The organism is Micromonospora sp. SL4-19, from assembly GCF_047921475.1.
Classification (GTDB): Bacteria; Actinomycetota; Actinomycetes; order Mycobacteriales; family Micromonosporaceae; genus Micromonospora.
The window spans coordinates 1-15762 of sequence record NZ_JBLROB010000035.1 but is presented as its reverse complement, the minus strand read 5'-3'; the positions used below and the strand labels follow the sequence as shown (position 1 = coordinate 15762).

At 70.5% G+C, this 15762-nt stretch carries 13 protein-coding genes; 2 read left to right on the top strand and 11 right to left on the bottom strand.

The genetic code is table 11. The features are described 5' to 3' along the window. Nucleotides 1-11: 11 nt before the first annotated feature. A complete protein-coding gene (gene hutU, locus ACNAVT_RS27725; protein ID WP_416300435.1) occupies nucleotides 12-1661 on the bottom strand; it encodes a urocanate hydratase in 1650 nt (549 codons plus the stop codon). 12 nt (nucleotides 1662-1673) lie between these two features. Beyond that, nucleotides 1674-2522, bottom strand: coding sequence for a MurR/RpiR family transcriptional regulator (locus ACNAVT_RS27720; RefSeq protein WP_416300434.1), 849 nt, complete (start codon nucleotides 2520-2522; stop codon nucleotides 1674-1676). A gap of 405 nt (nucleotides 2523-2927) precedes the next feature. Here ACNAVT_RS27720 and ACNAVT_RS27715 point away from each other — a divergent pair, with 405 nt between their 5' ends. Further along, nucleotides 2928-4019: a hypothetical protein gene (locus ACNAVT_RS27715; RefSeq protein ID WP_416300433.1), complete on the top strand. Its 1092-nt coding sequence runs from the start codon at nucleotides 2928-2930 to the stop codon at nucleotides 4017-4019. A gap of 48 nt (nucleotides 4020-4067) precedes the next feature. On the opposite strand, the gene ACNAVT_RS27710 is transcribed toward ACNAVT_RS27715, so the two are convergent. Beyond that, entirely contained in the window at nucleotides 4068-5633 is a 1566-nt protein-coding gene (locus ACNAVT_RS27710; protein WP_416300431.1) for a hypothetical protein, read from the bottom strand. Nucleotides 5634-5865: 232 nt separating this feature from the next. Here ACNAVT_RS27710 and ACNAVT_RS27705 point away from each other — a divergent pair, with 232 nt between their 5' ends. Next, nucleotides 5866-7560: a hypothetical protein gene (locus ACNAVT_RS27705; protein WP_416300430.1), complete on the top strand. Its 1695-nt coding sequence runs from the start codon at nucleotides 5866-5868 to the stop codon at nucleotides 7558-7560. Between the two features lie 35 nt (nucleotides 7561-7595). Here ACNAVT_RS27705 and ACNAVT_RS27700 read toward each other — a convergent pair whose 3' ends face one another. From ACNAVT_RS27700 to rfbA, 8 genes are all read right to left on the bottom strand, one after another. Continuing rightward, nucleotides 7596-8894 carry an acyltransferase family protein gene (locus ACNAVT_RS27700; RefSeq protein WP_416300429.1) on the bottom strand — a complete coding sequence of 433 codons (1299 nt, stop codon included), beginning with the start codon at nucleotides 8892-8894 and terminating at the stop codon, nucleotides 7596-7598. Between the two features lie 37 nt (nucleotides 8895-8931). Further along, nucleotides 8932-9795 (bottom strand): glycosyltransferase family 2 protein, encoded by an 864-nt coding sequence (locus ACNAVT_RS27695; protein WP_416300428.1) that lies wholly within the window; start codon nucleotides 9793-9795, stop codon nucleotides 8932-8934. Beyond that, nucleotides 9795-10709, bottom strand: a complete 915-nt coding sequence (locus tag ACNAVT_RS27690; protein ID WP_416300427.1) for a glycosyltransferase family 2 protein — start codon at nucleotides 10707-10709, stop codon at nucleotides 9795-9797. Before ACNAVT_RS27690 ends, ACNAVT_RS27695 begins: the two co-directional genes overlap by 1 nt. A gap of 66 nt (nucleotides 10710-10775) precedes the next feature. Then, nucleotides 10776-11843: a glycosyltransferase family 4 protein gene (locus ACNAVT_RS27685; RefSeq protein WP_416300471.1), complete on the bottom strand. Its 1068-nt coding sequence runs from the start codon at nucleotides 11841-11843 to the stop codon at nucleotides 10776-10778. A gap of 5 nt (nucleotides 11844-11848) precedes the next feature. After that, nucleotides 11849-12700: a glycosyltransferase gene (locus tag ACNAVT_RS27680; RefSeq protein ID WP_416300426.1), complete on the bottom strand. Its 852-nt coding sequence runs from the start codon at nucleotides 12698-12700 to the stop codon at nucleotides 11849-11851. 1 nt (nucleotide 12701) lies between these two features. Next, nucleotides 12702-13970 carry a hypothetical protein gene (locus ACNAVT_RS27675; protein ID WP_416300425.1) on the bottom strand — a complete coding sequence of 423 codons (1269 nt, stop codon included), beginning with the start codon at nucleotides 13968-13970 and terminating at the stop codon, nucleotides 12702-12704. A 148-nt stretch (nucleotides 13971-14118) separates the two neighbouring features. Then, on the bottom strand, nucleotides 14119-14742 hold the full coding sequence (locus tag ACNAVT_RS27670; RefSeq protein WP_416300424.1) for a dTDP-4-dehydrorhamnose 3,5-epimerase family protein: 624 nt from the start codon (nucleotides 14740-14742) through the stop codon (nucleotides 14119-14121). After that, a complete protein-coding gene (rfbA, locus tag ACNAVT_RS27665; RefSeq protein ID WP_416300423.1) occupies nucleotides 14724-15626 on the bottom strand; it encodes a glucose-1-phosphate thymidylyltransferase RfbA in 903 nt (300 codons plus the stop codon). Before rfbA ends, ACNAVT_RS27670 begins: the two co-directional genes overlap by 19 nt. Nucleotides 15627-15762: the final 136 nt, after the last annotated feature.

Below are 15762 nucleotides of genomic sequence, written 5' to 3'. Positions count from 1 at the left end.
GGGGCCCTTCCTCACGCCTCGGCCATCGGGACGCGGACGCCGGTGCGCTCGGCGACCTCGCGGGCGTCGTCGTAGCCGGCGTCGACGTGCCGGATGACGCCCATCGCCGGGTCGTTGGTGAGCACCCGCTCGATCTTCTGCCCCGCGAGGGCGCTGCCGTCGGCGACGCAGACCTGCCCGGCGTGGATCGACCGGCCGATGCCCACCCCGCCACCGTGGTGGATCGACACCCAGGACGCGCCGCTGGCCGTGTTGACCAGCGCGTTCAGCAGCGGCCAGTCGGCGATCGCGTCGGAGCCGTCGGCCATCGCCTCGGTCTCCCGGTACGGGCTGGCCACGCTGCCGCAGTCCAGGTGGTCCCGGCCGATCACCACCGGCGCGCTCAGTTCGCCGGAGGCGACCATCTCGTTGAACCGGACCCCGGCCTTGTCCCGCTCGCCGTAGCCGAGCCAGCAGATCCGCGCCGGCAGGCCCTGGAAGGCGACCCGCTCGCCGGCCATCCGGATCCACCGGGCCAGGGACTCGTTCTCCGGGAAGAGGTCGAGGATGGCCCGGTCGGTGGCGGCGATGTCGGCCGGGTCGCCGGAGAGCGCCGCCCAGCGGAACGGGCCCTTGCCCTCACAGAACAGCGGCCGGATGTACGCCGGCACGAAGCCGGGAAAGTCGAACGCGCGCTCGTAGCCGCCGAGCTTCGCCTCGCCGCGGATCGAGTTGCCGTAGTCGAAGACCTCCGCCCCGGCGTCGAGGAAGCCCACCATCGCCTCGACGTGCTTCGCCATCGAGACCCGGGCCCGGTCGGTGAACTCGGCCGGCTTCGCCGCCGCGTAGTCCCGGGCGTCGGCCAGCTCCACCCCCTCGGGCACGTACGACAGCGGGTCGTGCGCGCTGGTCTGGTCGGTGACGATGTCGATGGCGACGCCCCGGCGCAGCAGCTCCGGGAAGACCGTCGCGGCGTTGCCGACCACGCCGACGCTCAGCGCGCGCCGGTCCCGCTTCGCGGCGAGCACCCGCTCGACCGCGTCGTCCAGCGAGTCGGCGATCTCGTCGAGGTAGCGGTCGTGCGCCCGGCGCTCCAGGCGGCTGCGGTCCACATCCACGATCAGGCAGGTGCCGCCGTTCATGGTGACCGCCAGCGGCTGGGCCCCGCCCATCCCGCCGCAGCCGCCGGTCAGCGTGAGCGTGCCGGCCAGCGAGCCGCCGAACCGCTTGGCCGCGACGGCGGCGAACGTCTCGTACGTGCCCTGGAGGATGCCCTGGGTGCCGATGTAGATCCAGGAGCCGGCGGTCATCTGCCCGTACATGGTCAGGCCGAGCTGCTCCAGGCGGCGGAACTCCGGCCAGGTGGCCCAGTCGCCGACCAGGTTGGAGTTGGCCAGCAGCACCCGGGGCGCCCACTCGTGGGTGCGCATGACACCGACCGGGCGGCCGGACTGCACCAGCATCGTCTCGTCGTCGCGCAGCTCGGTCAGCGTCCGCACCAGGGCGTGGTACGACGGCCAGTCCCGGGCGGCCTTGCCGGTGCCGCCGTAGACCACCAGGTCCTCGGGGCGCTCGGCCACCTCCGGGTCGAGGTTGTTCATCAGCATCCGCAGCGCGGCCTCCTGCGGCCACCCCTTCGCGGTGCGTGTCGTGCCGCGGGCGGCGCGGACGGTCTGGTGCATCTCGTACTCCTCTCAGCTGAGGAACAACTGGCGGCGGGCGGCGGACGACTCGAACGCCTCGAGCCGGGCCTGGGTCTCGGCCGGGGTGGCGTCGCAGATCGCCTGGAGCACCACCATGGCCAGGGTCATCGGGGCGGTGTGCAGGTCGAAGACCAGGTCGGTGCCGACGGCGGCGGGGAGCACCACCTCGGCGTGGTCGGTGGCCGGGCTCACCGGGGAGTCGGTGATCGCCACCACCGTCAGCCCGGCGTCCCGGGCCTCACGCAGCGCGTCCAGGGTCTCCCGGGGGTAGCGGGGCAGTACGAAGGCGAGCAACGCGGTCGCCCCGGCGGCGACGGCCTGGTCGAGCCGGTCGGCCAGCAGGCTGCCGCCGTCGTCGAGCACCCGCACGTCCGGGTGCACCTTCGCCGCGAAGTACGCGAAGTACGCGGCCAGCGGCGCGGCGGCGCGCAGCCCGAGCACCGGCAGCGGGCGGCTGGTCGCGAGCAGCTTCCCCACCTCGGTGATCCGGTCGGCGTCGGCGAGCTGGGTGGCGAGCCGGTCGAGGTTGCCCATTTCGGCATGGACCGCCCGCTGGAGGGCGTTGCCGCCGTCGGCCGCGTCGGCGGCGCCGGTGGCGGTCAGTTCCCGCAGCCGGCGACGCAGGGCGGGGTAGCCGTCGTGCCCGAGCGCCATCGCGAACCGGGTCACCGACGGCTGGCTCACCCCCGCCAGCTCGGCGACCTCCGCCGCGGACAGGTACGCCGCCGCGCCCGCGTGCTGCACCAGGCAGTGCGCGATCCGGCGCTGGGTCGGGGTGAGCCGTACGCCGTGGAACAGGTCGAGCAGGCGGTCGGTGGGTGCCGCACCGCTTTCATTCATGACATGACTCTATGCATAAAAACTTTCAGCACGCAAGGTGGTGCGTGCCGCCGGCGGGTGGGCCGATCGGTGTCCCGGTGCCGCCGGCCGGTCAGAAGTGACAGGCGGTCGGACGGTTCTGGCCGGGTGTCGGGTGACTGACGCCATCGCGGCCAACGTCCTGCCCGGCCCCGCCGTGGATCGCACCACCCTGAACTGCGGCGCAGCTTCGCGCACGCCGGCTCCACATCGGCCTGTCGGCCCGGCCGGCGGCCGGATAGCTGGGCGTGCTCTCTGTACTATCCGCACGGCGGGTGAGCAGAGGAGTGGGACATGCAGCCGGACGGTCCGTACAGGTTCACCGAGACGCTGGGTGAATGCCAGGTCGGCAGAGCCTGGGCGGCTCTCGACGGGCAGGATCGGCCGGTGACCGTGGCCGTTCTCGAGGGCGCCGCGGCCGCCGACGAGCGGTGGCGGGAGGCGTTCACCAACGCGGCGAACGTGTTGGCGCAGGCACCCGGCGGTCACCGCTACGTCAATTCCGACTTCACCGCCGCCCAACCCTGGGTCGCTTACCTGTCCGAAGAGGAGGGAGCAGCCGCGCGGCTGTTCGAGAGCCTCGGGATGGAATACCAGCCCACACCGACCGCCGAGATGCTCCCGCCGCCACCGCCGGTCTCCGTCCTGCCTCAGCCCATCTCGGGCCCGCCCCAGCCGCCCTGGGCTTCGCAGCCGTGGGCGATGGCCGCGCAGCCGATCTCCGGCGTGCCGGTGTCACCGCCCGCTGCCCCGGCGATGCCCGCTGCTCCGACGGCGTCCGCCACTCCGGCGGCGCCCGCCACTCCGGATCCGCTCGCCTCGGCCGAGACTCGGCGGATCGAGCCGTCGCGGCCGCAGTCGAAGCGGCGCGACTGGGTCTCGGTCGCCGTTGCGCTGGTGCTCACCCTGGTCGCCGGCACCGCCGGGTTCTTCCTCGGCGGGGGCGGTGACAAGGGGGCCAAGCCCTCGCCATCGGCCAGCCCCACCCTCCCGCCGTACGAGGCGACGCAGTACACCATCAACAAGTCCAAGTTCGAGGGCGCTCTGGCGCCCCTGGCCGAGCCCTGGCTGACCAGGATCGGTGGCTGCGTGACCTACAACGAGGCCGGCGCCCCGAAGCTGCCGGCCGACGAGAAGCAGCACATGTTCTGCCAGTACAGCGGTGCCTGGCTGCACTTCGTGCTCTACCCCGAAACGAAGCAGAAGGACACGGCGCGCGACTTCCGCGAGAAGCTGAACCTCGCCGGCGGCGCGATGGCACCGGGGCTGCGCGAGGCGACCCGGACGACCGGCGGCGTGACCGGCGCGACCGGCAGCTACGTCGAGTACGCCTTCAAGGGCGAGGATGGCCGGCCGATCTGCGGCGTCTGGTGGAACCGGGACGACATCGACGGCGCCTTCTACATCGAGACGCTCTGTGAGGAAGGCGTCGCCGGCAACTGGGACGCCCTGCGGGACCTGTGGCGCCGAGGCAGTTGATGGTGGACCGTGGGCCTGGTGGCCGCAGGGCGGGGTGGGTGGCCTCGGTCATCCCTTGCTGATCAGGACGACCGGCTCCACTCCGTCAGTGACCTGTTCGACCCGGAAGTCGGCAAGCACCCGCCGCCAGGCGTCCAGTTCGTCGCCGACGACATGCGTGCGGATCAGCCAGACGCGCGCGTTGCCGCCGCGCCGGCCCGCCAGCTCCAGCGCCTGTCGAAGGTCGGCGCGGATGGCTGCCGCATCCTGGCCGGCGACCACGACGTCTGGCCGGTGGGGCATCCCGACCCACCAACCCACCGTGTTGCCGTACGGCGCGACCAGTTCGATCGCGTCGTGCTTCGAGTAGAAGGCGAAGCCGTACCAGGCCATGCGGTTCACGACGACGACGTCATTCGTCGAGCGGTGCGCGGCCACGTACTCGGTCGCTGACCGGACATCCGTCACGGAGATCGCGGTGTAGTAGAGCCCTGGCTCGTTTCCGTCGAACCGGTACCAGCGGCCGTTGTTGACCGCGTACACCCCGAGCAGGATCGCGCAGAGAGCCGCGGTCACGATGGTGGGCCGCGCACGGGAGAACTCCCGGCGGGCGTGCTCGGCCGCCAGGTTCGCCAGGCCGGCGACCCCGATGCCGGCCACCGCCGCCGCCGTCACGAGCAGGAAGTGTGACGTACGGAGTTCCAACAGTGGATAGATCCTCGCGACCCCCAGCGTCGTCGCCGCCACTGGCAGCAGGATCACCGCGATCGCGCAGGCGAGGCGATCCTGCTTGATGAGGGTCAGCGTGCCGGCGACGAGCAGGCCGGCAACGACCAGCGCGGGCGCGCCGACCAACGGCGCCAGAGTGTTTATCTGCCGCGACAGGTAGCCCGGCAGCTCGGTCAGTCGGGGAAAGTTGGCGACCCAGTACTGCTGCATCGCCTCGTTCCGGCCGTGCACGGAGATACCGAAATAGACGGCCGCGATGATCAGCCCGGAGTTGAGCGCGGCCAGGGCCACCTCGACGAGCCGGCGCCACTGCCGCCGGATCGCGGTCGTCAGCACCAACGCGCCGAACACGCACGGGGCGACCATCGCGGTCAGGTGGCTGACGAGTATTCCCACGGCGACCGCGGCCGTCATCACCCCGAGCCGCCGACGGGACCATGTCTGTTCGGTCCACGAGAGCAGGACGAGCAGACCCACCGTGACGGCGGCGTCCGCGGTGTACTGCTTGAGGTCATGGCGGACCTGTTGGGCAGGCAGGAGCAGGACCGCCGCCGCGCAGGCGACGCCCGCCACGAGGCCCCGGCCCGGTGTTGGCCACTTCAGCGACCGGCCGAACGCGTACGCCGCCACGACCGCGAGCCCGTGGAACGCGAGCGGAACCACCCGCAGGTAGTCGCTGTCAGGAACCAGCCGTAGCAGGAAGCTCCATCCGAGCGGGCTCGACGACGTGGTCAACGGCAGATCGCCGAGCGGGAAACGCACCGAGAGGGCCACCCACGCCTCGTCGACCCAGTACGGCGCCGTCAGCATGGTCTTGACATCGTGGACGACCGGGATGAGCTCCAGCAGAACGGCGATGACGATGGCGTCCAGCACGATCGGGCGAGGCCGCGTCGCGGCGACCACTGCTGTGTCGGTTCTGCCAACGTCCGCTGGTTCGAGCTGTGCAACCACGCAGATCCCTATCCGACTGCCGTCCGGCCGGGCGTCCCTGACGCACGGGTTAGGTGGAACCTACAGGAGTCCGAAGTAGCCGCGCGGCCCCCGGCGCGGATTGCCGTCCCGCCCTTGCGAGCACGCCGCTTCCGGCGTGGAGACCGGTCGCCCACAGATGCCCGGCGCTACGTACGATCGCACGGTGCGAGTGTTGATTGACAAGATCAAGGTCGGGTCGCGCGGGGCGCGCTACCTCAGCGCTGGTCTTGTCGTGCTGGCGGCCGGATTCCTGCTGGCGGGCAGGTGGGAGTTCGCGGTCGCCGTCGGCGTCGGCGCCCTGCTCGGTTGGGTGCTCATGGAATCGGTTCGGATCACCTGGGCCATCTTCGCCATCGCCTTCGTGATCCCGGTGACCATCGACTTCGACTACCCGACCAACCCCTCGTACACACTGCTGCTGATCCTCTTCATCCTCGCCGTCTGGGGGCGCGTGCTTCGCGCCGAACGCGACGGGTGGCAGCCGAAGTTGATCGGAGCGGCGCTCCTGCTTCCCGCGTGCGCGGTGCTCGCCGGGGTTGTCCACTGGCACGGGGCCAAGCCGGTGGTCGTCGGTGTTGCGCCCCTGTTGTGTTTCGGCGTGCTGGGTTGGCACCTTGTCGAGGAAGCGCGCCGCGATCGACGACAGATCGTTCGGATCGCCGAGGCCTTTACCTGGTTGGGCGTCGCCGTTGCCGGTTTCGCCAAGTATCAGACCCTGTCCCACACCTGGCCGATCTTCGATCAACTCGCGTACGACTGGACCTACACCTCCGCATTCGACGCGACCCGAGCAGTGGGTGTCTCGGGGCATCCCATCATCTACGGCACCTTCGCCATGGCGATGGCGCTTGTCGCGCTGACCCTTCGGGGTCGCTACTGGTATGTCCCCTTCACCGCCAACATCGTGGGACTGGTGCTCTCGGGCACGCGGAGCGCCTGGGTCGGCATGGTTCTCGCCCTCGGGTGCTGGCTGTGGTTCCAGTGGCGGAAGGTCTCCTGGCGCGGCGTAGGCAGCGCGATCGCCATCGGCGCGGTCGCCTTCGCGGTCGTGGCGGTCAACCCGTCGATCCTCATACCTGCCGCTCCCGCGTCGGCGCCGGTCGAGGTCGCTGCGCCGACCGGGGCCGGCCCCACCCCGAATGTGGCCGATCCCGCGCCGGGCTCCGCCGATCCTGCGCCGCCTTCCGCTGATCCCGCCCCGCCGGGTTCCGCCGATCCTGCGCCGGGTTCCGCCGATCCCGCCCCGCCGGGTTCCGCCGATCCCGCGCCGCCCTCCGCCGCTCCTGTCCCGAGCTCGGGTGCTCCCGTCCCGGGCGACGCCGTCCCCACCCTGAATGAGATCGGCTCCGTCGATGTGCCGGGGTCACGGATCTCCGACACGGCCAGCGCAGACGCCCGCTTCACCCGGATCCGCGTCGTCTGGGACGGCATCACGCAAGACTGGTCCACGGTCATCTTCGGCAACGGGCCTGAATCGAACGTGCGCTACCTGGAGCACGTCAGTATCGGCGACGGAGAGGCACAGGTTTTCGACAACACCTACCTGACGTTCTGGTACAACTTCGGTTTGATCGGGCTGGCCTGCCTGCTGGCGCTCCTGGCGGTTCTGTACTGGCGCCTTCGGTCGCTGCCAGCCCGACTCCTCGTGGTGAGCATCGCGGCTCAGATCTTCTTCTTCGACGTATGGCTGTGGCTGGGGGCGGTCGCCGTGTTGCTCCTGGCGGTTGCGCTCGGCGCCGCCGACAACCCGTCCTGGTCGGTGCGGCCACGACCGGCACCCGGTCCACGGCGCCCCCGGACCGCAGCCGGCGCCCGAGAGGACAAGGCAGTCCTGGCGGCAGACTCAGACCGAGCCTGAAGGCATCGCCGCAAGAGCGAGAAGCGGTGTGGGCGTCAACCAGCAGTTGGTGCGACAGCCGGATCCGCGCCGATTTTCGGTGCTCGGATGCGACCTGGGGGCACGGCGGCGCCCACGTCGGATACGTCCTCGGTCGGGCCACCACCACTTCGCGATGCCGGATCATCGGGTCGCTCGCGCAGCGCGGCTGGCGTCCAGTGCTTGAACCGCAGCGCCGGCTTCTCGACCAGGTGCCAGGAGAGCATCGCGAGTCCGACGCTGAGCAGAGCGCTGGCCAGGAAGAAGCCGACGACGCCGATCGCCTGCACGCCGGCTTTGGCCATGACCTGTTGCACCACGAATGAGTAGATGTACACCCCGTACGAGTAGTCGTTCTTGTTGCCGACCCGATGCAGCGCCTTCGGCAGCCGCACCGCGAGCCAGAGGATGACATACGCGTAGGCGAGCAGCCCCGGGCCGAAGAAACTCCCACTGACGGTGAACCAGCCGGCGACCATGAGTGCGAGCACACCGAGTAGGTCGTTGATCGGCAAACGGTCGCTGTAGAGCTCGGCGACCCCGCCGACCAGGAACATGAAGCCGTACCAGAGGAGATAGTTCTCTTGCAGCGCGCCCAACAGCGGCAGCGGACCGATCGCGCCCGTCGACCAGATCCCCTGCCTACCGGCGCCGTACTCGAAGTAGTTCCAGCAGAGAACCCCGAACACCGCGGTCGCGGCCAGCAGTGGAATCCAGCGGAGCTGCCGGCGCAGGATGGTGAGAGCAGCCAGGACGGCTACCAACAGGTAGCAGTAGATCTCGTAGGCGAGAGTCCACAGTGACCCGTTCAGCGTGGTCCCGCCCTGCCATCGCCAGTACGGCGTATCGCCCTGCAGCAGGTCGGCGATGCCGAGCTGCCGGAGGCCACCCCACCAGTTCTGCCGCAGGTAGTCGAGCACGCCCCCCGGGCTTCGCCACAGTCCGTCGAGCGTGCCGTGCCGCTGGAGGTAGAGCAGGGGTGCGACAACCAGCCCCGTGAACAGGAGGCAGACCCACAGGCCGGGCCAGATCCGCAGGGCCCGATGCCACAGGAAGCGGGGTGTCGAGCTGCGCCGGGCGGAACGGACGATGAGGAACCCGGAAATCGTGAAGAAGCCGGCCACTGCCAGGGCGCCCAGGTCGACGCGCTGCATGAGCGGACGCCCGAAGCCGAGTGCGGCCGTGTGGGACAGCACCACGGCGAGCGCGAATACGAGCCGGAGGGCCCCGAAACTGTTTGCGCGCCCGTTGTAGGCCGTGGCTATCGGCTCGGACGACGTTGTTCTCCGAACCGCGCCCTGTAGGAGAGAGAGCAAGGAAGACCGCCTATCTGTCTGCTGGCTGGCCGGTCCACTAGAGGGCCGCCGGCGGGGCTGGTGTGGGCACTGCCTCGTCCCTACCCGGGTGCGCGGACACCCGAGATCCGATCAGGCGCGCGGCGTGGCGGTGTCGTCGGGAGGCCGGCGGCAGCCCGATCAGGAACTCGGGAAACATGCCGAAGAAGGCCCTGGCGCTCTGCAACTCCAGCGTGTGCGCCTTGGACCACCGGAAGGAGTTCGTCGCGCGGGCCCAGTGGTGGGTCCATCGGACGTCGCCGAGCACCGCGACGGGAAGGCCGTGCCGCCACGCGCGCAACCCGAGCTCGTGGTCCTCGTAGTAGAGGAAGAACCGCTCGTTCCACCCACCCAGCTCGATGACATCCCTGGTGCGTGCGGCGACCGCCGCGCCCATGACCCAGGCAACGTAGTAGGCCTCACCCGGATTCGCCACCACTCGGTACGACCCGTGCAGCCGTGACAACGGCCAGACCTTGCGGTTGCCCAGCTTGGCGGTGGCGTAGGGGAATCCCCGACCGTTCGCCTGGGGCACTCCCTCTGACGAGAGGAGTTGGGGAGCGACCAGGCCGCCGTGCGCGTCGAGGTGGCGCTGGAGCACGTCGAGGCCGTCCGGACGGACCTCGAGGTCCGGGTTGGCGAACAGGACGTACTCACCCGCCGCCTGGCGTATCCCGACGTTGTTGGCCCGGGAGAAGCCGACGTTCTCCGGCAGCCGGATGACCCGGGCGCCCAGCCCCTCCGCGACCTCGACCGAGTCGTCGACCGAGCAGTTGTCCACGACGATCCACTCGTACGGCCTGGTCTCGCCGCGCCAGCACCGACGGAGGGTGTCCGCCGAGTTGTAGGTGACCGTTACGACACTCCACCGGTGTCCCGTCATCACGCTCTCCGAACTGTCAGGTAGCTGAGCAGGGATGCGAAGCCGAACCGCTTGCCCTTCCACTGCCGGCGGGCGGCGGGCCCCTCCAGCAGGCCGCGTCCCACTCCGCGCAGGAACGGTCGCAGCAGGCCCTGACGCACCCGTCGGGCGGCCAGCGCGACGTGCGCCAACGCGAGGATCGGCAGCACGACGAGCAGCAGCGGCCAGGTGAAGGCCCGAGCCGCCACCAGGAGCCGATTGCGGGCCAGAAGGAAGGCCCGGAATCCCTGGAGCTTGTTGTCGCCCTCCACGCTGTGGCCGCCAGCATGCGGCAGCACGAGATCCAGCCCGCGGGTACGCAGGCCCGAGGCGTAGAGCCGGAAGGCGAGGTCGGCGTCCTCACCCCAGGCGAACAGGTGCTCGTAGAACCCCCCGAACCGGCGGAACAACTCGGTCGGGAAGACCGCCGCGCCGCCCGACGGACCGAGCGGTGCTCGCGACACCGCCGCCGACCGGTCGATGAAGAGCGAGACCGGGTTCAGGTCGATGCCCACGTACTCGCCACCGTGCATGGCCAGGCCGACCGCGACGGGTGTGCCGGGGTCCTCCGCGACCGCGCCGCAGATTCGGGCCAGCGCGTCGTCGGGCAGCCAGACATCCGGATTCAGCAGCAGGACATGGCTCGTCGTCGCGGCCGCGACCGCCCGGTTGCAGCCCGCCGCGAAGCCCGGGTTCGCCGAGTCGGGCAGGTAGTCGTACCGGTCGTCGTCCAGGAAGCCGGCGATGACCTTCGCGGACCCGTCCTGCGGCCAGTTGTCGGCGAAGATGAACCGCACCGGGAGCCCGCCGGCACTGCGTACCCATGTCGGGAGCGTCTCGGCGAGCATCTCGCTGGACCGGTAGAGCACCGTGACGATCGTCAGCTCTTGCGCCACTGGGCACCACTTTCAATCCGTTGGCTGATCAGGTGACGTGCGTCCGCCCAGGAAAAGACCTGATGGTCACAGCAGCGACCGGTACAGGCTCTGCCATCGCGTGACGCACCGGTCGAAGGCGTACTCCTCGGCGTACCAGTCGGCCATCCGCGTCCGCTCGACTGTGGACCCGACGCGGCCGACCGCCTCCCGGACGGCCCCGGCCAGCGCGGTGGGCGTGAGGTCCGCCCGGAACGCCAAGGTGCCGGTGGCGTGCCGGGTGACCTCGGCCAGGCCGCCGGCTCCGGTGTGCACCACGGGTACGCCGAGGGAGAGCGCCTCGAGCGCGCTGAGCCCGAACGACTCGACGCGGGACGGCACCAGGAGGCAGTCGATCTGCTGGAGGAACTCCGCCGCGGCGACCCGGCCGACGAGTTCGAGGTTCGGCCGGGCGTCGATCGGCAGCGAGCCAGCACCGGCGACCTTGAAGGCCACGTCCGGCAGGCACGAGGCGATCTCGGGCAGCAGATCCGCCCCCTTCTCCTTCTCCAGCCGGCCGAGGTACCCGACCACCGGCCGCCGGTCGGGTGCCCCCGAACCCGCGAATTTCGGCCTGGGCCAGGTGGCCGGCAGCGGGTTCGGGATCAGGTGGATGTTCCTGACGCGGCCGCGGTCGCGCAGTTCGGCGGCCTCGAACTCGGACACCGCGACCGTCGCGTGCGGCCGGAGACGGCGCATTGCCAGGTCCAGCGTGATGTTGGATTGAATGGCGGCCTTCTGCTGGAGCGATTCGGCGGTGTCACGGTACTGCCAGAGGCTGTTGTGCAACGTGACCACGAGCGGGGTCCGGTCCATGCTCAGCGCGGCCCGCGAGTGCATCGCCGCCGACAGCAGGTGAGCGCAGACCACGTCCGGCTTCACCTCGCGGACGAGGCGACGGATCTCCCGCGCGTAGGCCAGGTCGATCCGACTGGTCGCGCTGAGCCCGATCCAGGGCACCGCGGCCTCGCGCAGGGCCCTGCCCACCTCATCGTCAGAGGTGGCGGCGATGACCTCGACGCCCATCCGGGCGTGGGCCGGGATGAGCTCCGTCAGGATGCGTTCCGCACCACCGAGTTGCCGCCGTCCGGAGCCACCCGTGGTGCAGACGAACATCACCTTCACGAGGCACGCAGTCCCTCGACGGCGCCGCGCGCGATCGCGCGGCGAACGGAGTTTCCGCCCACCGCCGCCCGGAGCAGCACCCCGCAGACGTACGCCGTCGCGGCGACGCGGCCGCGCCGGCCGCCCATGTCCCGGCTCGCCCGGATGAACTCGCGGGTACGCCGTTGGGAGATCTCCTCCTCGGACCAGCGGCGTTTGGCCGTCGCGTCGTCCTCGTGCATGATCACGGCTTCCGGCAGGTACGCCAGCCGCAAGCCCTGCTGGCGTACGGCCCAGCACAGCCGCATGTCCTCCGAGTAGAAGAAGGACGTCTCGTCGACCCCGCCGACGGCGTCGAACGTGCTTCGGCGCAGGGCGACGAAGGGCCCGGTCAGCCAGTCCGCCTCTTGCGGCGGTGCGACGATCCGCAGGCGCGGCACCACCAGGCTCAGCCCGGTGGCGTGGGCTAGCCCGACCCCCATGGTCAGGAACCGCCCGCCCTCCGTCTGCGGCACGCCCTCCGGAGTCACCACAGCGGGGAAGGCCGCACCCACCGCGGGATCCTCGAGGGCGGCCAGCAGACGTGCCACGGCATCGCCGTGGACGATGATGTCGTTGTTGGAGAGGACGACATTCGCCCGGCTCGTGTGGCGCACGCCGAGGTTCATCCCCTTGGCGTACCCCAGATTCGAGCCGGATTGGACGTACGTGACGCCCTGCTGGGCGCAGAACTCGCTCAACGCCTGCCGGATGTGCTCCGAGCTGCCGTTGTCCACCACAACGATCTCTGCCTCGCGTGGCAGCGACAGGACGCATGCGCGGGTCCGCTCAAAGTCCTCCCAGGCGAGGACCACAATCGAGACATCCATGTCAAACCGTCCCATGATTCGGTGGCTGCGCCCGTCGCAGGCTCGCTCTCGACGCGAAGGCGTGCACGGCGTAGGCGAGCGTGGAGGCGACCGCCGCCCCGATCACACCCGCCCAGGGAATGATCCCGAAGTACGCGGGAATCGCGACCGCCGCCGTGACGATGGCGACCACGGTGGTCGCCTTCTCGCCCCGCCTCTTCAACAGCTGCGCGCTCCAGCTCTTGCCGGCCGCGGTGGCCAGCGAGCCGGGCAGGAGGAAGAGACCGAGGATCCACGCGTGCCGGTACTCCGGCTGCAGAAAGCCCAGCACGGCGAGCCCGACCACGGCGGCCAGGGCGATCGGCAGGGCCGCGATGACCACGGCCTTCGTCGGGTCCGGGCCTTCCTTGCTGTCGCGATCGGCGAGGATCCGCTGCGCGCGCACCACGGCACCGGCCTGCGCGAACTCCAACGCCGCGACCGCCAGGGCGTAGACGCCGAGCGGGCCGGCACCGACGAACCGGGCCACCAGGATCTGGTTGAACCGGAGCGTCATCATCTGCGCGAAGATGCCGACGTGCAGGTTCCCGATCGCGAGCATGTCGGCGCGGTAGTCCGGCCCGGTGGCGGTGGACGCCGGGGCGGACCCGAGCCGCGACACCATTCGCAGCACCAGGCCACACACGGCCAGCGCGCTGAGCCACTGCACCGCGAGCCAGACCAGGCTCCACAGACCGCCGTCGAACTGCCCGGCTGCATAGAGGGCGGCGTAACCGCCGACCAGGACCGCCCCGCTCGCCGCCCGCATCGCATAGACGGTCCGGAAGCTCTTCCGGCGCAACGCGAATGACGAGACCGTGTTGAAGACGGTCAGACCCGCGGCGGAACCGACGCCGACCAGGTAACTGCCGACTCCGGCCGCAGCGGTGAAGAGTGCGGCGGCGACGCCGGAGAGGAGAACCGAGATCCCGAGGATCGCGAGGACCCATGCCCGACCCCGGGAGAAGACCCAACCGCCGGGGCGGGACAGCAGGAAGGTGTCCAGCGACAGCCCGCCGACCGCCGCGCCCAGCGTCGCGCTCACCATGTTGGCGGAGAGCTCGCCGCGCTCGGCCGCGGGCAGCGCCACTGACACGACCGCCGCCAGGCCGGTCAGACCGAGGGCGGCGATGTAGAGACGTTCGGGCGCGACGAGCAGCCGGAGCAGATCGGACGCCCGGTGCCGGGCGGGAGGTTTGGTGCCGGGGTCCGCCGACGACTGAGCAGCGTTGACCAACGAAACGCCCTTCACTCGTCTCCCCCAAACGGTGCGGCACGCGCGCAGCTACGACGAGTTGCACGTCGCTGGCATTTTCTACCGGAACGATTCTCCACCCGCAATCGCCCTTCGGTCCTACCCGAGGCCCTGGAACCTGTGCGCCGGCCGTCGGGTTGGGCGGCTACCGCCCGGGAGACGAGGACTCCGCACCCGAGCTCAGGCCGGCCGTGAATGCGCTGCAGCGGGCATAGTCCGGCAACAGTCCCGACTCGCGCGCCGCGGCGAGGCTCGGCGCGGCCGCGTCCCGGGCCGACAGCAGCGGCGTCTCGGCCGGCCAGTCGATCGCCAACTCCGGGTCGAGGGGGTGCAGGGTGTGCTCACCGACCGGGTTGTAGGTGGCGGAGCAGAGGTAGCTCAGGGTGGCATCATCGGTCAGGGCGCAGAAGCCGTGTCCCAGCCCCTCACCGAGGTAGACGGCGCGGCGGTCGATCTCGTCGAGGCGGACGGCCTCCCACCGGCCGAAGGTCGGCGAGCCGACCCGGACGTCCACCACCAGGTCGAGGACGGCTCCGCGTACGCAGGTCACGTACTTGGCCTGGCCGGGTGGGACGTCGGCGAAGTGGATGCCGCGGACCACGCCCCGCGCGGAGACGGAGAGGTTTCCCTGGGCGAGCCGGAGCGGGTGTCCGACCGCCTCGGCGAGCCGGTCGAAGCGGTACCACTCCAGGAACAGGCCGCGGCTGTCGCCGTGCTGCTGCGGGGTCACCTCCCAGGCGCCCTCGATGCTCAGGGGTCGGATCTGCATCGGTCCTTCTCGCTGTGCGGCTGCTCGGCGAGCAGGCTGAGCAGGTAGGTGCCGTATCCGCTCTTGGACAGCGGCTGGGCCAGTGCCCGCAGCTGCTCGTCGCCGATCAGGCCGGCCCGCCAGGCGACCTCCTCAATGCACCCGATCTTCATGCCCTGGCGTTCCTCGATGACCCGGACGAATTCGGCGGCCTGCATCATCGAGGTGAAGGTGCCGGTGTCCAGCCAGGCGGTGCCCCGGTCCAGCACCGTCACGGAGAGCTCTCCCCACTCCCGGTAGGTCTCGTTGACCGCCGTGATCTCCAACTCGCCTCGGCCACTGGGGGTGAGCTTGCGGGCGATGTCGACCACCCGGTTGTCGTAGAAGTAGAGGCCGGGGACCGCGTAGCGGGACTTCGGCTGCGCCGGCTTCTCCTCGATCGACAGCACGCGCCCGGCCGCGTCGAAGTCGACCACCCCGTACTCGCCCGGGTTGGCCACCGGGTACGCGAAGACCCGGCCGCCGGCCGGGTCGCCGTGGCCGGCGAGCTGCCGGCCGAGGCCGACGCCGTGGAAGATGTTGTCGCCGAGAATCAGCGCCACCGACTGATCGCCGATGAAGTCCGCGCCCAGCAGGAACGCCTGGGCGATGCCCTCCGGGCGGGCCTGCGTGACGTACTCCAACCGCAGGCCCCACTGGCTGCCGTCACCGAGCAGCCGCCGGAACTGGTCCTGATCCTCCGGCGTGGTGATTATCAGGATCTCCCGCACCCCGGCCATGACGAGCGTGGAGAGTGGGTAGTAGACCATCGGCTTGTCGAACACCGGCATGAGCTGCTTGGACACCGCCCGGGTGATGGGCCAGAGCCGGGAGCCGGTGCCACCCGCGAGAAGGATTCCACGCACCTGCGGAGACTACCCGCACCGTCGGGAACCTGGGGGTCCGGTCGCCGTCCCCCGGCCGTGCTGCTGATTCGCGTAAACTTCTCGACCTGTGAGGATCCTTGTCACCGGCGGTGCCGGATTCATCGGGTCGGAGTAT